This window comes from Pseudarthrobacter sp. HLT1-7, assembly GCF_059383435.1.
On record NZ_JBWZCH010000003.1, the window covers coordinates 118,286 to 137,110 of the forward strand.

The window sequence follows — 18,825 nt, forward strand, 5'->3', positions numbered from 1 at the left end:
TGCGGGTGTGACTAGCGGCCGCCACTTGCGCGGTAGTCTGCCCCGTTGTAATGGATGCGGAGCTCTCGGATCTTGTCGCCGTCAAAGTCAAAGAACTCGGCGAAGCGAATGGTTCCGTTGGGGAGCTCAGCATCGTAGAGCACTGCCGCTCCGCCCGATGTGACGACGGCCTGAAGGATCGCGAGGCCGCGGACCGATTCAATGAAACCTCGCACCCCGTGTGTGAACCGGGTGCCGCCGGCCATTCGGCCGGCAACCGGCCCGTCGAACACGAAGTCGTCCGAGAGCAATGCGAGGAGATCCCGCCCATCCCGGTATGGCTCGGCACCGCCCGTGAGGATGCTGTAGTAGCGCCGAAGAGTGGGCGATTCGTCGATGGTCACTACGGCGGACATTGTTCCTCCAAGCTGCCAGAGATGCGTGCTAGTTGATACTTTCCAGCGCTCACTTGATTAAGTCAAGTGAGTTGATAGTCTGGTTCCGTGAAGACCTATGGGCAGTACTGCGCGCTGGCGCGAGGACTTGACCTGATCGGTGATCGGTGGACGCTACTGATCGTTCGCGAACTGCTGTCACTTGGAGAGTGCCGGTACGTGGACTTGCAACGCGGCCTACCGGGGATTGCCACCAACTTGCTTGCAGGCCGGCTTCGCGACATGGAGCTGGCCGGTTTGGTGCTGCGCTCGGAACTGCCCCGCCCCGCGAAAGCAGTCGTGTTTTCTCTGACCGATCGCGGCGCCGCACTCGAGGGCGTCGTCCGGGAGTTCATCAAATGGGGCGCACCGGTGATGAGCGCCCCGACGCCTGAAGAATCCTTTCGTGCGCATTGGCTGCTGCTGCCGCTGCGCGCCCTATGTCGAGACAATCATCCCGCAGCTCCCCGGCAGCTGGTGCGTGTCGGGACAATTGACGACGGATGCGACATTACCGCGATGGCCGGCACCATTCGGATCACCCCGAGCGGGCCGCACGACCCCCCTGATGCCGTGGTTGATGGTGATCCCGGTGCTCTCGTTGCCCTGTTCGCGGGCCAGATGCCCGTCAGCGCTGCGGCTACCGCGGGGCTCATCACCGGGGACATCGGCGCGGTGCGCCGCGTTATCGGCGGCATCCGGGCTTCTGCGGCGGTAACAGTATCGTGACTCATCCGCCCTCGACCGGGATTTATCTTCTTCAGGAAATAGCCGCAGCGCTCAAACCCGACGGGCCGATCGATCTGGGCACAATGTTCCGAAGCCCTGGGCTGCGCACCGGAAACAAGATCGTGGCCTTCCTCGGCCACGGCGACCGTCTCATCGTCAAGCTTCCCCGCCCACGTGCCGCCGCCCTCGTGGACGACGGCACTGCGGAACCTGTCATCATGGGCGCGCGCACAATGCGCGAATGGGTCGCGATCCCTGCATCGCCGGATCTGGAAACTACGCTGCAAGCCTGGACCGCACTCACCAGAGAAGCGCTCCAATACGTCAGCCAATCGCCCTGAGGCAGTCGGCGCCGGCCGGACACCGCATTTTGAGTCAGCCGGTGAGGGTTGACTGAGGTGTTCGTAGCGGACTCTACGATCGTTGAGCTTTCCGTCAAAGCCGTCTGCCCTGGAGGGCCGAGGACTCACTCCATGAGCCCGGCAGCCATGACCCGCACCACCGCCGGGGACACCGCAGAATCGCTGACCGCAGCCGTCGTCCCGCCACCAAACAGGAGGGAACGAGTCCGAACTGGATGGACACCTGCGCGGGTCTTGATTGTCACAGGTGCCCGATAGCCTTTTTACATGGACGGTAATAGGGGGTCCGAGGTGGCTACTTCGGGAGGCGGTGTGACGGTCATGGAGGTGGCCCGCTCACTGGCCGCTGTCCGGCCCTGCCATGACGACGACGACGGCGGGGCCGGGCTGATCTCTCAGCTCCGGGACCTCGAGGACCTCAAATCCGCCGCGGCAGCGTTGCAGGCCCGGATCGCCGTCGCTTTCGAACTCATCCAGCGCCGGAAACAGCACGCCGCACAGCGCGGCCCCGGGGCGCCCGGCGCAGATCCGGGTGCCGGGCCCGGCGCGGAGCACGCCGCGGGGCACGGGTCCGGGGTCGGTGCGCAGATCGCGCTGGCCCGGCGCGAATCCCCCGCCCGCGGCAACCGGCTCCTGGGCCTGGCCACAGCCCTCGTCACCGAAATGCCCCACACGTTCCTTGCCCTGCAGACCGGCCGGCTCAACGAATGGCGGGCCACCCTCCTCGTGCGGGAAACCGCCTGCCTGTCCGCCGCCGACCGGGCCGCCGTCGACGAGGAACTCGCCGCGGACACCGGCACCTTCGACGGCGCCGGAGACCGGGCCGTTGTTGCCCGCGCCCGGACCGCAGCCTACCGCCGCGACCCCCGCACCGTCACTCAGCGTTCGGCCCACGCCGCCACCGACCGGCACGTCAGCCTCCGCCCCGCCCCGGACACCATGACCTGCCTCACCGCGCTGCTCCCGGTCGCCGACGGCGTCGCGGTGTACACCGCCCTGACCCGGCACGCCGACACCCTGCGCGCCGCCGGGGACCCCCGCTCCCGCGGCCAACTCATGGCCGACGGCCTCCTCGAACGCACCACCGGCACCCCCGGCGGGATCACCGGAATCGAACTCCAGCTCATCATGACCGACCGCACCCTCCTCCAGGGCGACTCCGAACCAGCCCGCCTCCCCGGCTACGGCATCGTCCCCGCCGGCTGGGCACGAAACATCCTCACCCACACCCCCAAGGCCGGGGCCACGGTCAACGATGACGCGGCGTTCAACCTCTTCCTCCGCCGGCTCTACACCGCTCCCGGCACCGGGGACCTGATCGGCATGGACTCCCGCGCCCGGCTCTTCCCACCCGGGCTCCGCCGCTTCATCCAGGCCCGCGATGACACCTGCCGCACCCCCTACTGCGACGCCCCCATCCGCCACTACGACCACATCATCCCCTGGCACCACGGCGGCACCACCACCCGGACCAACGGCGCAGGACTCTGCGAAGCCTGCAACCACACCAAAGAAAACCCCGGCTGGACCGCCAAACCCCGCCCCGGGCCAAAACACACCATCGACCTCACCACCCCCACCGGCCACAGCTACCACTCCACCGCCCCGCCACTCCCAGGAACACCACCGCCGGGAATGAAGCCGCCGCGAACGACGCTGCCGGAATCAGGTCTGAGCCGGACGTCACCGGACCCACCCCCGCCTCGCCGCCGCCGGGCCAAGATCCTCCGGAGCGGCAAGCCGCCGCCGCCAACAGCAACGCGGGGTCACTTACGGCCCATCCGACAGGGCATAACGGGCCGTATGTGACTGCCCGCGTTGCAGTCAGAAGCGGGTGAGAGGGTGAGCGTGTCCTCCTGCACCTATGGCGCGGGGGTGCCGCCATCGTAGGGCGCCGTGCCGGTCACGACTTCGTTCGAGGGCTCGTTGGACCATTCGGAGAAAGATCCCGGAAAGAGCGCTGCAGGGAATCCTGCAATGGACAGCGCCGCGATTTCGTGGGCCGCCGTCACGCCCGAACCACAGTAGACCGCGGTGGGGATATCAAGCCGCACACCCACACCGGTGAAGCGTTCCCGCAGCTGTTCGGCCGGAAGGAACCTGCCGTCCGGGCCGAGGTTGGCCGAGGTGGGGGCGCTGACGGCTCCCGGGATGTGGCCGGCACGGGGATCCACCGGTTCGATTTCGCCGCGGTACCGCTCCCCCGCCCGCGCGTCCAAGAGGAGTCCCTGCCGGCCCCATGATGCCGACTGGCCTGCGTCGATCACAGGCATGGCCCCGTCCGAGAGGAGGATGTCCCCACCAGCCGGCCGCCGCTCGCCGCTTTCGACGTCGAACCCGGCGGCACGCCAGGCGGCCAGTCCGCCGTCGAGCAGGCAAACGTCCGCAACGCCGGCGTTCCGGAGCATCCACCAAAGCCGGGCGGCTGCCATGTTGCCGGTGTTGTCATAGGCAACAACTAGATCGCCGCTGCGGACTCCCCAGGAGCGGGCGGACGCCTGAAACTGTTCCAGCGACGGGAGCGGATGTCGGCCGCGACCAGCGTCCGCCGGACCAGCCAGTTCGGTCGCGAGGTCCACGAAAACAGCGCCCGGAAGGTGCCCAGCGAGGTAGTGCTCCCGGCCGTGCAGGTCGCCGAGCTCCCAGCGCACATCCAACAGCACCGTGCGCTGCCCGGTTTGCCCGACACCGCCCAGCCGGACCTTGAGTTCCGCAACATCCATGAGGGTCTGCATCCGCCAACTCTAGCTGCGGGGTCATCAGCTGCGGGATCATCACCTGCACGGTCATTGGTGGCGCGTCGGCCGCGGGTAGGCTGGTGCGGTGATCAGAGAGCGCACAATGGGCCGGGCCTGGGCTGACGAGGCCGTCCGTAGAATCGATGCCGAGAACAACCGCTCCGCCGACACCCACCTGTATTCGGTTCCGCTCCCGGAGCACTGGGGTGTCCAGTTGTACCTCAAGGACGAATCCACGCACCGGACCGGAAGCCTCAAGCACCGGCTGGCGCGGTCGTTGTTTTTATTCGGGCTGGTCAACGGCTGGATCACCGAGGGGACCACCATTGTTGAGGCCTCCAGCGGCAGCACGGCGGTCTCGGAGGCCTATTTTGCGCAACTGCTGGGGCTGCCGTTCATCGCCGTAATGACGCGGACCACCAGCCGCGAGAAGATCGCCCTGATTGAACAGTTCGGCGGCTCCTGTCTGCTGGTGGACCATGCCTCGGAGGTCTATGCCGCCGCCGGTGAACTGGCCAGGAGCACCAACGGCCACTATATGGACCAGTTCACGTATGCCGAGCGGGCGACGGACTGGCGCGGAAACAACAACATCGCCGAGTCGATCTTCGGCCAGCTGGCGCTGGAAGAGCACCCGGTCCCCCGCTGGATCGTGGTGGGTGCCGGTACCGGCGGGACCAGCGCGACCATCGGCCGGTACCTCCGCTATCACCGCCACAACACGGAACTGGCCGTTGTAGATCCGGAGAATTCCGCGTTCTACCCCGCGTGGCTGGGCTGCCGCTACGGCGAAGAGCATTCCGCGGCGACAGGGCTTCCCTCAAGGATCGAGGGAATCGGCCGGCCACGGATGGAGCCGAGTTTTGTTCCCGCGGTGATCGACCACATGGTGCAGGTTCCGGACGCCGCCTCGGTGGCGGCGATGCGGCACCTTCAGCAGCACGCCGGACTGCACGCCGGCCCATCAACCGGCACCAACCTTTGGGGCGTGTGGCAGCTCATCGCCGGGATGATCGCCGAGGGCCGGCGCGGCAGCGTCGTGTCCCTGATGTGCGACGGCGGCGACCGCTACGCTGGCAACTACTACAACCCGGGCTGGCTGCTGTCCCAGGGGCTGGACCCTGAGCCCCACGAGGCCACCATCCGCGAGTTTTTCGCCAGCGGGGTCTGGCCGGCCTAGGCTCCCGGCCGGGTTCGTCCGGCCGGGTTCGTCCGGCCGTGCCTAGACCTCCACCGAGTCACCGCTGGAGAGGTGCCGGTATTCGGTGCCGAATTTGGCGCCGAACCGGGTCACATGGCCCTCGACCAGGCTACGGCCACTCTCGTTGAGCAGGGCGTCGTGGATCGGGAATGCCTTCGGGGCGCGGACGCCGATGACGAAGTCCACCACTTCGCCTACCTTGTTCCACGGTGCGTGGATCGGCACGAGCAGCGTCCGCACCTCCACGCCGTCGGGAACTATGAAGGAGTCCCCCGGATGGTACACATTGGAATCCACAAAGTAGCCGATGTTGGCCACCACCGGAATCTGCGGATGGATCAGCGCGTGCTGCCCGCCAAAGCTCCTGACGGCGAAGCCGGCAACCTCGAAGTCCGCCCCGGGGGCAACGGGATGGATCCGGGATCCGGCGTCGGCCGCCTTGTCGCGCAGTTGCGCGGCTACCCCGGCCGGCGCGAAGAGCTGCAGCGTGGCGCTGCCCAGCAGTGCGGCGACGACGGCGTCGACGTCGAGGTGGTCCGCATGTTCGTGGGTGATCAGCACGGCATCCGCGCCGGCCAGCGCCTGGTCCGTCTCGGAGAAGGTTCCCGGGTCAAAGACCAGCACCTTGTTCTCCTTCTCGAGCCGGACACAGGCATGGGTGAATTTCGTCAGCAACATCAGGCCAGCCTAGGCACCCGGCATTCCCGTGTCCACGGACCCGGCTGGTAATCTTGGACCTTGCCATCACCCAAGAGCAAGACGATCAGCGAGGCGAGTTCCACGATGTCCCAGGACGCCACAGCCGGCCACAGCCCGCGGCCGGCTCCCGCCCCGGCCGCAGCCGCGGGCAAAGAACAGCGCGTCACTAAACAGCGGCTCGCGGTCAGCGCAGCCCTGGACGAGCTCGCGGATTTTGTCAGCACCCAGGAACTCCACCGCATCCTGCAGGACGGTGGCACCTCGGTTTCCCTGGCCACCTCTTACCGGATTCTGCAGTCCCTCGCCGACGACGGCCTGGTTGACGCACTCCGGAACGCCGACGGCGAGGCCGTCTACCGGCGTTGTGCCGCTACCGGCCACCACCATCACCTGCTGTGCCGCAACTGCGGCAAGGCGGTCGAAGTGGAGGCACCCGCCGTCGAGGCCTGGGCCGCACGGATTGCTGAAGAGCATGGCTACACCGCGGTGGAACACACCGTGGAGATCTACGGGCTGTGCCCGGAGTGCACGGCACGCCAGGCGGGCGGGTAGCCAGGCAGCTGCCGCCTACCCCAGCAGTGCCTCGTACTCCTCTGCCAGTGCGCCATGTTTGAGCTCGATTTCGAGTGAATCGACATGCCGGTAGTGGCAGGACATTTCAATCCGCGTCCCACCCGCGGTCCACCGACTCGTCGGCTCACCGACGTGCCGGGAGTTCTCCTCGTCCGGAGCTCCAAGAAGGGCGACCAACCCTTCGTGCACTGCCACATAGCCGAGCTCGGCGGCGCTGGGTCCCGGACGAGGATCCGTGTAGAGGAACACGGTGACGGATAGCAGGCGGTCACCAAGGGTGACCCAGATTCCTTCGGCAGCGCCGAGCGATGGGGCGACGAGCAGCCCGCTTCGCACCAGGGGGTGCGCCGGTTCGAGGTGGTCGCGGTCAACCAGCTTCAACGTCGAAAAACAGGTCCTGCGATCAGATTCTGATGCTGGCCATGGTGCCGACACCGCTGCCCTGATGAGTGCAACGACATCCTGGGGGTCAGGATCCAGGGGATCATTGGCTGCGGGCATCTTCCGGCCTGAGATCAGGGCTTTCCTGTACTTTTCCGTCTCCGCGGCTTGTCTGTTGCCGCAACCCACCCCGACAGTTGTCCCTACACTCGCCGCGACGACCATAAGGACCAGGCCAGCCGCGCCGTCGCCGCCCAGCCGGCGCGCGATTTCCGCCGCGGCCAGCGTCAGCACGGCGAGCATGAGCCACAGGACAATCCGCTTCATACGACAAGATTAGTGGCCACGGTCAACGGGCGGGTCAACGGGCCTTTCGACAGGCTCAGGCAGCCGGTGCCGGAGCGCTCCGCAGCACGCGCCCGTTCATTCCCCGCTTTGCCCGGACGCCGCCGATCACGCGGCAGATGACGTAGATCAGGAACGACAGAGTGGTCACGTAGGGGCTGATCGGGAGCCGGCCGCCGAGGGCCAGCAGGATGCCGCCCACGGTCGCCGCCACCGCGAACACGACGCTGAGGATCACCACCAGCCGGGGCGACGACGTCACCCGCAGGGCCGCCGCCGCGGGGGTGATCAGCAGCGCCAGCACCAGCAGGGCGCCGACGATCTGAATGGAGAGCGCCACGCTGACGCCCAGCAGCAGCATAAAGCCGAGGGCGAGGGCGCGGACCGGCACACCGCGGGCTTCGGCGACGTCGGGGTCAACGCTCGCAAAGGTGAGGGGCCGCCAAATGGCGATCAGGGCAAGCATCACGACGACGGCGGCGACGGCCAGCACCTGCAGCTGGACAGTCCCCACGGAGACGATCTGCCCCGTCAGCAGGCCGAACTTGTTGGCGGCGCGTCCTTCATAGAGTGAGAGGAAGAGGATGCCCAGGCCGAGGCCGAATGGCATCAGGACGCCGATGGTCGAATTCTTGTCCCGGGCGCGCACCCCCATCAGGCCCAGCAGCAGGGCGGCCGCCACCGAACCGGCAAGGGAGCCCAGCACAACGTCCACACCGATCAGCAGGGCTAGGGCCGCGCCGGCGAAGGAGAGCTCGGAGATGCCGTGTACGGCGAAGGCCAGATCCCGCTTCATCACGAAGGTCCCCACCAGGCCGCCAAGCAGCCCCAGTACCGCGCCGGCCCAGATCGAGTTCTGGACCAGGATGAGCAACTCGCCGTAGTTCTCAAAGTTGAAAACGGAGTTCAGCAGGCTTTCGAAATCCATCTAGCCCACCGCCCCTGCAACGGCGTGCGCGTCGTGGTGGTGGTGGGTGGTGGCATCAGGGACGCCCACCACCACCAGCCGGCCGTTCGCGTGGATCACTTCGACCCGGCTGCCGTAGAGATCGGACAGGACCTCGGTGGTCATGACTTCCGCCGGTGTGCCGACCCGGAAGCGTCCGCCGGCCAGATACAGCACCCGGTCGACATAGTCCACGATGGGGTTGATCTCGTGCGTTACGAACACGACGGCGCTCTTCCGTCCGTGGCACTGTTCGTTGATCAGTCCGCTGACAGCCTGCTGGTGCTGCAGGTCCAGTGAGAGCAGCGGTTCATCGCAGAGCAGGACCTTCGGATCGGTGGCAAGGGCCTGCGCCACCCGCAGCCGCTGCTGCTCGCCGCCGGAGAGCTGCCCAACGGGTGTCTTGGCATAGTCCTCGGCCCCCACCATGCCCAGGAGCCGGTCGATCCTGCGGTTGGCTTTGGCCTCCCCCAGCCGCACTCCCCAGCGGTGCCCGTCGATGCCGAGGCCCACCAGATCGCGGGCGCGCAGCGGAGTGTCGGGGTCGAAGGCCTTCTGCTGCGGGATGTAGCCGATCCGCCGGCTCCCCCGTTGAACGGGATGCCCGTCAAGCACGGCTGTTCCGGACGAAAGTTCCTGCAGCCCCAGGAGCACTTTAAGGAAGGTGGTCTTGCCGCTGCCGTTCGGGCCGAGGACCGCGAAGAATTCACCCGGGTTGATGTCCAGATCCAGGTTTTCCCAGAGGGTCCGTTGACCGAACGAGAGGGAAGCACCACGGAGGCTCACTACGGATGTCAACTTGGTTTTCCTCAATTTCTGCGCGGGTCTTCTTACCCGCGCGTTCCGCTGACGCGTCTATTCACGCTGTTGCGATTATCATCTTAGGCCCCGACGATCCGTGGGGCCGGGGGCCGGTTGAACCAGCGCCTATTGGCCGGGCTGTGCTCAGGAGAGCGTCTTGGCAATGCTGTCCACGTTGTCCGTCATCCACTGCAGATACGTCTTGCCCTCCGGCGGCGTCTCGCTGAAGTTCAGCACGGGAACGCCGGCGGCGTCCGCGGCGTCCCGAAGCGCCACCGTCTGCGGGCCCTCGGTCTGCGGGTTGTAGGCCAGCAGCTTGATTGCGCCGGAACGCACCAGGTCGACGGCGGACTTCAGCACGGCAGGCGGGACGTCAGAGCCGGATTCGATGGCCTCCAGGTACTCGTCGGGGGTCGTGTTTTCAAGACCCGCAGCGTCCAGCAGATAGAGCGGCACCGGCTCGGTGACGGCGGCGGCACCCTGGCCACCGGCGGCCTTGATCGTCGCGAGTTTCGCCTCCAGGCCCCCGAGCGACTCCTTGAAGGCAGAGGCGTTGCTGCGGAAAGTCTCCGCCGACGACGGTTCACGTTCGCCGAGCTTAGCCGCGATGGCGTCTGCCAGCCGCTTCATGGCCGGAAAACTGTACCAGACGTGCTCGTTGAAGCCTGCCTGGCCAGCATTCTCCAGCCCGGAAAGCTCCGAGGCGTTCAAGATCTTCTTGGGGTCCAGCCCACTCTCCTCGGACAGCTTTTGGATGAAATCGTCATAGCCGCCGCCGTTCTCCAGCACCAGATCGGCCTTGGAAACCGCCAGTTTGTCCTGGGTGGTCACCTCGTAGGAATGCGGGTCCTGGCTGGTGCGGTTGATGATGGAGTTAACTGCCACCTTGGCTCCGCCGATGGCGCTGACGATGTCTCCATAGACACTGGTGGAGGCGACGACCTCTATGGTCTTATCCCTGGCAGTTTCCTGCGGGGTCGCCGCGGTTGGACTACAGGCAGTCAGCATCACGCTGAGGCCGGCAAGGGCAGCCACTAGAACACGGGCAGCAGGACGACGCACGGGGAACCTCGGATCGTTTATTGAGAATCAGGAGCATTAGTATCGGCTTCGAGTGTAGCCCCAAATAGGAATGATTCCTATTTAGGGCTACCCGCCGGCTAGTCCTGCCCCAGCCTCCGGTAGCCGGTGGCCTGGGTGGCGTCCCGGATCTCTCCCACGAGCTGTTCAATGACGTCCTCCAGGAACAGCACCCCCTGGGTGAGTCCGTCCGGCCCGATCACCCGGGCCAAGTGCGAGCCGGTCCGCTGCATAACGGACATGGCCTTCTCGATCTCATCGTCCATGGCCAGGTTTGCCAGGGAGCGGATGTGGCTTTCCGCGATGGGCTGGTGGTAGGCGGCGTCGGGGATCGACAGCACGTCTTTGATGTGGAGGTAGCCGGAGAGCATCCCGTCGTCGTCAAGCATCGGGAACCGGGAGAAACCGGTCCGGCTCACGGCTTTCTCGAACTCCACCGGGGTGGTGTTCGCCTTCAGCATCACCAGTTTGTCGAGCGGCACCATCACCACGGACGCGGTATGTTCCGAGAACTCCAGGGCACCCGTAATGAGTCCTGAGTCGTCGTCCACCAGTCCATGACGGGTGGATTCCTGCACGATCGACTGCACTTCCTCGAGTGTGAAGGAGGAGGTGACCTCGTCCTTGGGCTCGATTCGCATCAGCTTCAGGATGTGGTTCGCGGCCCAGTTGAGGGTCCCGATCACCGGCTTCACCAGCCGGGCGATGAACATCAGCGGCGGGGCCAGCAGCAGGGCCGCCTTGTCCGCCATCGTCACCGAGATGTTCTTCGGAACCATTTCGCCAATGGTGACGTGCAGGAACGTGACCAGCAGCAGCGCGACGGCGAATGCAGCGACGTCGGCGATCTCCACCGGCATGCCCACGGCTTCCAGCGGGACCGCCAGCAGGTGATGGATGGCCGGCTCCGCCACCTGCAGGATCAGCAGCGAGCAGACGGTGATGCCCAGTTGGGCGCACGCCAGCATCAACGAGACGTTCTCCATCGCCAGCAGCGTGGTCTGCGCCCGCTTGGACCCCGCCTCGGCGAGCGGTTCGATCTGGCTCCGGCGTGCGGACATGACCGCGAATTCAGCACCAACGAAGAAGGCATTGCCGAGCAGCAGCACAACGAGCCAGATGATTCCCGCCCAGTCGCTCATGCGGCACCGGCCCGTCCGGCGGCATGGTTCGCGCTGTGGTTTTCGCCGTCGTCCGCACCGGGAACCCGGACGGGTTGAAAGCAGATCCGGTCGATTCTGCGCCCGTCCATGCGGGTGACGCTAAGGGTCCCGCCGCCGACGTCGACAGTGTCACCGACCGATGCGATGCGGCCCAACTGGCTCATGACGTAGCCTCCCACCGTTTCGTAGGCAGACTCGTCGGGCACGGTCAGGCCCGAGATCTGTTCGGAGAGTTCATCGGGGCGCAGCAGCCCCGGGAAATACCAGTCACCGGAGGCGTTCTGCAGCAGCCCCGGCCGGACCTTGTCGTGTTCGTCGGCGACTTCTCCGACGATTTCCTCGACCAGGTCCTCCAGCGTGGCGATCCCGGCGGTGCCGCCGTATTCGTCCAAGACCACGGCCAGCTGCAGATTGCCTTCGCGCAGTTCCGCCAGCAGCGCGTCGAGGTGGATGGTTTCCGGAACCCGGAGCACATCGGTCATGATCGCCCCGGCCTCAAGGTTGGCGCGCCGGCCCGAAGGAACGGCGATGGCCTTCTTGATGTGCACCACGCCGCGGATATCGTCCGAGGATTCGCCGATAACAGGGAAGCGCGAATAGCCCGTCCGGCGCGCGGCTTCCACAATGTCGGACACCGGCTGGTCCCCGTCGATGGTCTCGATCCGGATCCGGGGTGTCATCACATCCGCCGCGGTCCGTCCGGAAAACTTCAGCGTCCGGGCAATGAAGTTGGCGGTGCCGGCGTCGAGGGTTCCCATCGCGGCCGAACGGCGCACCAATGACGCCAGTTCGGCCGGCGTCCGGGCGCCCGAAATCTCCTCCTTGGCCTCCAGACCGAAAATATTCAGGACCTTGTTGGAGAAGCCGTTAAGGACCACGATGGCAGGTTTGAAGATTGCGGTGAAGACCAGCTGGGGCCGGGCCAGGGCCTTGCCTACGGTAAACGACAACGCAATGGCCATATTCTTGGGAACCAACTCCCCGATCAGCATCGACAAGAGCGTGGCCAGGGCCAGTGCGAGGACGAGGGACACGGAGGCGGCTGCAGCGTCCGGGAGTCCCAGGGCGGCTAGGGGACCTTCGAGCAGCTGGCCGACCGATGGTTCCATGACATAGCCGGTCAGCAGGGTGGTGATGGTGATGCCCAGCTGGCAGCTGGAAAGCTGCGTGGACAGGGATTTGAGGCATTTGAGCAGGGGCCCGGCCGCGGTGTCGCCGTTGTCGACGGCGCGCTGGACGGTGGTCTGGTCAAGGGCCACCAGGGAGAACTCGACAGCCACGAAGAAACCGGTGCCGAGGATGAGCAGGAGGCCTACGCCGAGAAGGATCCACTCCATTTAGCGGCCTGCTTCCGGGGCGCAGAGGCGGCCGGGCAGGAGTAGGCCGCGTACAGGGCGGCCGCGCGGGAGCAGGCTGTCAGGCGGAGGCTGGCCGGCGGGGGCCGGCCCTGTTTCCTGAAAAGCTCCGGACTGGCGTACTGCCGGAGCATGATGGGCACGTGAACGGGGTTTGCCGGCTCTGCGGGTGGACTGTGCGGGACCGGTTCCGGTTCTCCGCTGACAGCCCCCAGGCCGGCACCTAGATTTACTGTCCATAAGAGTTCCAGTCTACAGGAGCGGCTGCCGCCGCCCGCCAACTCGCGCCCTCTACAGTGACGCCCGACGGCGGCAGTTCCGGCGGCCCGGGCCGCCAGCCCGGGTCACCAGCTTTGGTCACCAGCTTTGGTCACCAGCTTTGCGGAACCGGGCGGCCTTCCTCGTAGCCAGCCGCGGACTGGATCCCCGCCACGGCGCGTTCCCGGAACGCGGCGAGGTCCGCGGCCCCGGCATAGCTCATGGAGCTGCGGAGGCCCGCGGTGATCATGTCCAGCAGATCCTCGACGCCGGGCCGGGCCGGATCGAGGTACATGCGGGAGGTGGAGATGCCCTCCTCGAACAGGGCCTTGCGGTCCTTTTCGAAGGCGCCTTCGCGCTGGTTGCGGTTCTGCACGGCCCGGGCCGAGGCCATGCCGAAGCTCTCCTTGAACTGGCGGCCGCTGGCCTCCAGCTGCAGGTCCCCCGGGCTCTCGTGTGTGCCGGCAAACCAGGAGCCGATCATGACCTGGCTGGCCCCGGCCGCGAGGGCCAGTGCCACGTCGCGCGGGTAGCGGACACCGCCGTCGGCCCACACCCGGCCACCCGCTGCCCGGGCAGCCGCGGAGCACTCCAGCACCGCGGAGAACTGGGGACGGCCCACGGCGGTCATCATGCGGGTGGTGCACATAGCGCCCGGCCCGACGCCCACCTTGACGATGTCCGCCCCGGCCTGGATCAGTTCCCGGGTCGCCTCGGCAGTGACCACATTGCCGGCCACCACCGGGACGCCGGGGTTGAGGCCTTTCACCGCGGCCAGCGCATCGAACATCTTCCGCTGGTGGCCGTGCGCGGTGTCGAGGACCAGCACGTCGACTCCGGCGGCCAGAAGTTCCGCGGCCCGGCCGGCAACGTCGCCGTTGATTCCGACGGCGGCAGCGACCTTGAGTTTGCCGGCCTGGTCAAGCAACGGGCGGTAGAGCGTTGAACGCAGCGCGCCCCTGCGGGTGAGAACCCCTGCCAGGGTTCCGTTCAGCCGAACGGGAGCGTAGTCGGTTCCTGCGGCGTCCATCGCGTCGAAGGCACGGCGCAGCCCCCGAAGGGACTGGCCTGGGGACTGGCCGCCGGCTCCGGTTCCGAGCCCGTCGGCGTCGAGCCCTTCCGCGTCAAGCACCAGCGGCTCGTGGCGGATGACGGAGGCGAGCGAGGCGAAGCGGTCCTGTCCCTCGCAGTCGGCCGCACGGACCACGCCCCTCACGGTGCCGGCGTCATCGACCACCACCACTGCCCCGTGCGGCCGCTTCCCCATCAGATGGAGCGCATCGATGACGGTGTCGGCCGGCGAGAGGGTGACGGGGGTTTCCAGGACCGTGTGGCGGGTCTTGATCCAGGCTGTGACGTCGCGGATCACCTCGAGCGGGACATCCTGCGGCAATACGGCGAGGCCGCCGCGGCGCGCCATGGTCTCAGCCATCCGCTTGCCCGTCACGGCCGTCATGTTCGCTGCGACCAGCGGAATCGTGGAGCCCGTCCCGTCGTCGGTTGCCAGGTCCACCTCCAGCCGTGATGTGACATCGGAACGGGACGGCACCAGGAAGATGTCCGAGTAGGTCAGATCGGTGGTGGGCGCGCTCAGGAATCGCACAACTGCTCCTTGGATTGGCAACTACGGTATTTAGGCAATGATTCTAGGCGTGCTGGACAGCGAGCGGTTGCCGCCGAGCGGCCCGGCGCGCAGCCGCACTTCCCCGCTTGTCGAGGCAGTCCGGCAAGTTGATGATTTGAGTCACCCCTATTGGCGGTTTGGCTCGAATCGTCACTAGACTGGCAGGGGTCTGGGTTCACTGGACGCAGAGACTGGTTCGATCGTCGTGCTGCGGCACCGTGGAAACCAGTGGGAATCAAACTCACGGAAGAGGCGTATTTCAAGTGCCAGAGCAGCCTAGCCACCGTCTACCCGAGGAATTTGGCGGAAACGAGTGGCTCGTTGACGAACTGTACGAGCGTTATCAGCAGGACAAAAACACGGTCGATGCCAAGTGGTGGCCGCTGTTCGAATCCTTCGACGCCGGTGACGGTTCGTCCACCAACGGAGCCTCAGGCGCAGCGACAGTTGCGCACCCCGCCACCCGCGAAATCCCCGTTGTAGCTCGGCTTGCCGCGTCGCCGTCGCGGCCGGCAGCACCTGCTCCCGCTCCGGCAGCACCCACTCCCGCAGCACCTGCCCCCGTTCCGGTAGCGACCCCTGCCGCAGCGACCCCTGCCGCAGCGAAGAAAGCCCCGGCCACCGTCGCCCGCGACGGCTCCAAGACTTCGGAGGCCAGCCCGGGCACCACGCCCATCCCGGCCCAGCTGCCCAAGAACATCAAGGCCCCGACGGCTCCCGAGGAAGACGTCGTGTCCGTCCTTCGCGGCCCCGCCAAGGCCATCGCCGCCAACATGATCACCAGCCTGGAGGTGCCCACCGCCACCAGCGTCCGGGCCATCCCGGCGAAGCTGCTGATCGACAACCGCGTGGTCATCAACTCCAATCTGGCCCGTGCCCGCGGCGGCAAGGTCTCCTTCACGCACCTGATCGGCTACGCCGTCATCCGCGCCCTGGCCCAGTTCCCCTCGATGAATGTCTACTTCGACGAGATCGACGGCAAGCCCGTCGCCGTCCAGCCGGCGCACGTGAACTTCGGCATCGCCATCGATATGCCCAAGCCTGATGGAACCCGCCTGCTCATAGTGCCGAACATCAAGAAGGCGGAGACCCTCAACTTCTCCGAGTTCTGGCACACCTACGAGGACCTGATCAAGCGCGCCCGCGCCGGCAAGCTGACCGCGGATGACCATTCCGGTACCACGGTCTCACTGACCAACCCCGGCGGCATCGGCACGGTGCACTCAGTTCCGCGGCTGTCCAAGGGCCAGGCCGCCATCATCGGCGTCGGCGCCCTGGACTACCCGGCGGAGTTCCAGGGTGCCAGCGAGAAGATCATCGCCCAGAACGCCATCAGCAAGGTCCTCACGCTGACCTCCACCTATGACCACCGCGTCATTCAGGGTGCCGGCAGCGGGGAGTTCCTGAAGCTCGTACACCAGCTCCTGCTCGGCGCGCAGAACTTTTACGACGACATTTTCGAATCCCTGCGCATCCCGTACGAGCCCGTGCGCTGGAGCCCGGACCTGCAGGTGGACCCGGCCGACGAAATCAACAAGGTCGCCCGGATCCAGCAGCTCATCCACGCCTACCGCGTCCGCGGCCACCTCATGGCGGACACCGATCCGCTCGAGTACGTCCAGCGCAAGCACCCGGACCTCGACGTCCTGACCTACGGCCTGACGCTGTGGGATCTGGACCGCGAATGGCCCACCGGCGGCTTCGGCGGCAAGCCGATGCTCAAATTCCGCAACATCCTCGGCGTCCTCCGCGACGCCTACTGCCGCACCGCCGGCATCGAGTACATGCACATCCAGGACCCTGCCGAGCGCAAGTGGTTCCAGGACCAGATCGAGCACCCGTACTCCAAACCGAGCCGCGACGAGCAGCTCCGCATCGTCTCCAAGCTCAACGCGGCCGAGGCCTTCGAGACGTTCCTGCAGACGAAGTTCGTCGGGCAGAAGCGGTTCTCGCTGGAAGGCGGCGAATCCCTGATTCCGCTGCTGGACGCCGTCATTTCCAATGCGGCCGACGACGAACTCGACGAAGTAGCGATCGGCATGGCCCACCGCGGCCGGCTCAATGTGCTCACCAACATCGCCGGCAAGACCTATGCCCAGGTCTTCCGCGAATTCGAGGGCACCCAGGATCCGCGCTCGGTGCAGGGCTCCGGCGACGTGAAGTACCACCTCGGCACCGAGGGTACCTTCACCTCGGACAACGGCAAGGAGACCAAGGTCTACCTCGCGGCCAACCCGTCCCACCTTGAAGCTGTCGACCCCGTCCTCGAAGGCATCGTCCGCGCCAAGCAGGACCGCCTCGACCAGGGCAAGGCATTCCCCGTGCTGCCGATCATGGTGCACGGCGATGCGGCCTTCGCCGGCCAGGGGGTGGTGGCGGAGACGCTGAACCTTTCCCAGCTGCGCGGCTACCGCACCGGCGGCACCATCCACATCGTGGTCAATAACCAGGTCGGCTTCACCACCGCCCCGTCGTCCTCGCGTTCCTCCACCTACTCCACGGACGTCGCCAAGATGATCCAGGCACCGGTGTTCCATGTGAACGGCGATGACCCGGAGGCCGTGGTCCGCATCGGCCAGCTCGCCTACGACTTCCGCCAGCAGTTCCACAAGGACGTTGTCATCGACATGGTCTGCTACCGCCGCCGCGGCCACAACGAGGGCGATGACCCCTCGATGACCCAGCCGCTGATGTACAACCTGATCGAAGCCAAGCGTTCGGTCCGCAAGCTGTACACGGAATCGCTGATCGGCCGCGGTGACATCACCGAGGAGGAAGCCGAGCAGCTGCTGCGCGACTACCAGGAACGGCTGGAGCGCGTCTTCGCCGAAACCCACGCAGCCCAGACGTCGCCGATTCCGATTATCACGGCCGATTCTGCCGCTGTGTCGGACATCGAGCGCCCGCTTTCCCAGCAGGGCGATTCGTCCGCCCGCACCCCGGCGTCGACGGCGATTTCCGCCGCGATGCTGGCCCGTATCGGCAAGGCCCACACCGACATCCCCGAGGGTTTCACCGTTCACACCAAGCTCAAGCAGCTGCTGGAGAAGCGTGAAGCGATGTCCCGCGAGGGTGGCATCGATTGGGGCTTCGGTGAGCTCGCCGCGTTCGGCTCGCTCACCATGGAAGGTGTCCCGGTCCGGCTCGCCGGCCAGGACTCGCGCCGCGGCACCTTCGTGCAGCGCCACGCCGTCTTCCACGACCGCGCCAACGGTGACGAGTGGGTACCCCTGGCCCACCTCTCAGAGGACCAGGCGAAGCTGTGGATCTACGATTCCCTGCTCTCCGAATACGCGGCCATGGGCTTCGAATACGGCTACTCGGTGGAACGCCCGGATGCCCTGGTGCTCTGGGAAGCGCAGTTCGGTGACTTCGTCAACGGCGCGCAGACCATCATCGACGAGTTCATCTCCTCCGCAGAGCAAAAGTGGGGCCAGCGGTCCTCGCTGGTACTGATGCTGCCGCACGGCTACGAAGGCCAGGGCCCGGACCACTCCTCGGCCCGGATCGAGCGCTTCCTGCTGATGTGTGCCGAGCAGAACATGATCGTGGCAAACCCGACCACGGCGGCGTCGCACTTCCACCTGCTGCGCCGCCAGGCGTACAGCCGGCCGCGCAAGCCGCTCATCATCTTCACGCCGAAGCAGCTGCTCCGCCTCAAGGCCGCCGCATCGTCGGTGGAAGACTTCACCACCGGTACCTTCCGGCCCGTGATCCCGGAGCACGAGCAGCTGCCGGCCGACGCCGTCGAACGCGTGCTGTTGGTCTCCGGCCGTCTGTACTACGACCTTCTGTCCACCCGGCAGAAGACCGGCGACACGACGACGGCAATCGTGCGGGTGGAGCAGCTCTACCCGCTGCCGTCCGCCGAGATCGCCGCGGAGCTTGCCAAGTACCCGAACGCCGACGTTGTCTGGGCGCAGGACGAGCCCGCCAATCAGGGGCCGTGGCCGTTCATCGGCCTCAATCTCCCGGACGAGCTGGACCGCCGGGTGCGCCTCGCATCCCGTCCCGCCTCGGCGTCCACCGCGGCAGGGTCGATGAAGCGGCATGCGGCGGAGCAGGACGCCCTGCTCAAGCAGGCATTCGCACGTAAGTAAAGTCATTGCTGCCCGGCCGGAGATGGAAATACGCAACTCCGGCCGGGCAGCGGTGTT

At 66.5% G+C, this 18,825-nt stretch carries 16 protein-coding genes; 6 read left to right on the forward strand and 10 right to left on the reverse strand.

Annotated features, from left to right (window positions below):
• Positions 1-11: 11 nt before the first annotated feature.
• A complete protein-coding gene (locus tag AC50X6_RS04215; protein WP_494965018.1) occupies positions 12-395 on the reverse strand; it encodes a nuclear transport factor 2 family protein in 384 nt (127 codons plus the stop codon).
• Positions 396-482: 87 nt separating this feature from the next.
• On the opposite strand from AC50X6_RS04215, the gene AC50X6_RS04220 reads away from it, so the two are divergent.
• The 3 genes from AC50X6_RS04220 (at position 483) to AC50X6_RS04230 (ending at position 3,313) form a co-directional block, all read left to right on the forward strand.
• Positions 483-1,142, forward strand: a complete 660-nt coding sequence (locus AC50X6_RS04220; protein ID WP_494965019.1) for a winged helix-turn-helix transcriptional regulator — start codon at positions 483-485, stop codon at positions 1,140-1,142.
• Complete coding sequence (locus tag AC50X6_RS04225; protein ID WP_494965020.1) at positions 1,139-1,483, forward strand: hypothetical protein; 345 nt, start codon at positions 1,139-1,141, stop codon at positions 1,481-1,483. The genes AC50X6_RS04220 and AC50X6_RS04225 overlap by 4 nt, the downstream gene beginning before the upstream one ends.
• 342 nt (positions 1,484-1,825) lie before the next feature.
• Complete coding sequence (locus AC50X6_RS04230) at positions 1,826-3,313, forward strand: HNH endonuclease (protein WP_494965142.1); 1,488 nt, start codon at positions 1,826-1,828, stop codon at positions 3,311-3,313.
• Between the two features lie 53 nt (positions 3,314-3,366).
• Here the strand turns inward: AC50X6_RS04230 and AC50X6_RS04235 are convergent, their stop codons facing one another.
• Positions 3,367-4,239: a sulfurtransferase gene (locus AC50X6_RS04235; protein WP_494965021.1), complete on the reverse strand. Its 873-nt coding sequence runs from the start codon at positions 4,237-4,239 to the stop codon at positions 3,367-3,369.
• Positions 4,240-4,345: 106 nt separating this feature from the next.
• On the opposite strand from AC50X6_RS04235, the gene AC50X6_RS04240 reads away from it, so the two are divergent.
• Entirely contained in the window at positions 4,346-5,422 is a 1,077-nt protein-coding gene (locus AC50X6_RS04240) for a PLP-dependent cysteine synthase family protein (protein ID WP_494965143.1), read from the forward strand.
• A 42-nt stretch (positions 5,423-5,464) separates the two neighbouring features.
• On the opposite strand, the gene AC50X6_RS04245 is transcribed toward AC50X6_RS04240, so the two are convergent.
• Positions 5,465-6,121 (reverse strand): MBL fold metallo-hydrolase, encoded by a 657-nt coding sequence (locus AC50X6_RS04245; protein ID WP_494965022.1) that lies wholly within the window; start codon positions 6,119-6,121, stop codon positions 5,465-5,467.
• Positions 6,122-6,226: 105 nt separating this feature from the next.
• Between AC50X6_RS04245 and AC50X6_RS04250 the strand changes: the two genes are divergently transcribed.
• A complete protein-coding gene (locus AC50X6_RS04250) occupies positions 6,227-6,694 on the forward strand; it encodes a Fur family transcriptional regulator (protein WP_494965144.1) in 468 nt (155 codons plus the stop codon).
• A 15-nt stretch (positions 6,695-6,709) separates the two neighbouring features.
• On the opposite strand, the gene AC50X6_RS04255 is transcribed toward AC50X6_RS04250, so the two are convergent.
• From AC50X6_RS04255 to AC50X6_RS04285, 7 genes are all read right to left on the reverse strand, one after another.
• On the reverse strand, positions 6,710-7,423 hold the full coding sequence (locus AC50X6_RS04255; RefSeq protein WP_494965023.1) for a hypothetical protein: 714 nt from the start codon (positions 7,421-7,423) through the stop codon (positions 6,710-6,712).
• Positions 7,424-7,478: 55 nt separating this feature from the next.
• Positions 7,479-8,369, reverse strand: coding sequence for a metal ABC transporter permease (locus AC50X6_RS04260; RefSeq protein WP_494965024.1), 891 nt, complete (start codon positions 8,367-8,369; stop codon positions 7,479-7,481).
• Positions 8,370-9,185, reverse strand: coding sequence for a metal ABC transporter ATP-binding protein (locus tag AC50X6_RS04265; protein ID WP_494965025.1), 816 nt, complete (start codon positions 9,183-9,185; stop codon positions 8,370-8,372).
• 147 nt (positions 9,186-9,332) lie between these two features.
• Positions 9,333-10,196, reverse strand: coding sequence for a metal ABC transporter solute-binding protein, Zn/Mn family (locus AC50X6_RS04270; RefSeq protein WP_494965145.1), 864 nt, complete (start codon positions 10,194-10,196; stop codon positions 9,333-9,335).
• A gap of 152 nt (positions 10,197-10,348) precedes the next feature.
• Entirely contained in the window at positions 10,349-11,410 is a 1,062-nt protein-coding gene (locus tag AC50X6_RS04275) for a hemolysin family protein (RefSeq protein ID WP_494965026.1), read from the reverse strand.
• Positions 11,407-12,768, reverse strand: coding sequence for a hemolysin family protein (locus tag AC50X6_RS04280; RefSeq protein WP_494965027.1), 1,362 nt, complete (start codon positions 12,766-12,768; stop codon positions 11,407-11,409). Before AC50X6_RS04280 ends, AC50X6_RS04275 begins: the two co-directional genes overlap by 4 nt.
• 388 nt (positions 12,769-13,156) lie before the next feature.
• Complete coding sequence (locus AC50X6_RS04285) at positions 13,157-14,647, reverse strand: GuaB1 family IMP dehydrogenase-related protein (protein ID WP_494965028.1); 1,491 nt, start codon at positions 14,645-14,647, stop codon at positions 13,157-13,159.
• A gap of 284 nt (positions 14,648-14,931) precedes the next feature.
• On the opposite strand from AC50X6_RS04285, the gene AC50X6_RS04290 reads away from it, so the two are divergent.
• On the forward strand, positions 14,932-18,768 hold the full coding sequence (locus AC50X6_RS04290; protein WP_494965029.1) for a multifunctional oxoglutarate decarboxylase/oxoglutarate dehydrogenase thiamine pyrophosphate-binding subunit/dihydrolipoyllysine-residue succinyltransferase subunit: 3,837 nt from the start codon (positions 14,932-14,934) through the stop codon (positions 18,766-18,768).
• Positions 18,769-18,825: the final 57 nt, after the last annotated feature.

Coding starts and splice junctions, on each gene's coding strand:
- AC50X6_RS04230 (WP_494965142.1), top strand. CDS start 1,826: ATGGAGGTGGCCCGCTCACTGGCCGCTGTCCGGCCCTGCCATGACGAC.
- AC50X6_RS04275 (WP_494965026.1), bottom strand. CDS start 11,410: ATGAGCGACTGGGCGGGAATCATCTGGCTCGTTGTGCTGCTGCTCGGC.
- AC50X6_RS04260 (WP_494965024.1), bottom strand. CDS start 8,369: ATGGATTTCGAAAGCCTGCTGAACTCCGTTTTCAACTTTGAGAACTAC.
- AC50X6_RS04255 (WP_494965023.1), bottom strand. CDS start 7,423: ATGAAGCGGATTGTCCTGTGGCTCATGCTCGCCGTGCTGACGCTGGCC.
- AC50X6_RS04280 (WP_494965027.1), bottom strand. CDS start 12,768: ATGGAGTGGATCCTTCTCGGCGTAGGCCTCCTGCTCATCCTCGGCACC.
- AC50X6_RS04235 (WP_494965021.1), bottom strand. CDS start 4,239: ATGCAGACCCTCATGGATGTTGCGGAACTCAAGGTCCGGCTGGGCGGT.
- AC50X6_RS04240 (WP_494965143.1), top strand. CDS start 4,346: ATGGGCCGGGCCTGGGCTGACGAGGCCGTCCGTAGAATCGATGCCGAG.
- AC50X6_RS04215 (WP_494965018.1), bottom strand. CDS start 395: ATGTCCGCCGTAGTGACCATCGACGAATCGCCCACTCTTCGGCGCTAC.
- AC50X6_RS04270 (WP_494965145.1), bottom strand. CDS start 10,196: ATGCTGACTGCCTGTAGTCCAACCGCGGCGACCCCGCAGGAAACTGCC.
- AC50X6_RS04245 (WP_494965022.1), bottom strand. CDS start 6,121: ATGTTGCTGACGAAATTCACCCATGCCTGTGTCCGGCTCGAGAAGGAG.
- AC50X6_RS04250 (WP_494965144.1), top strand. CDS start 6,227: ATGTCCCAGGACGCCACAGCCGGCCACAGCCCGCGGCCGGCTCCCGCC.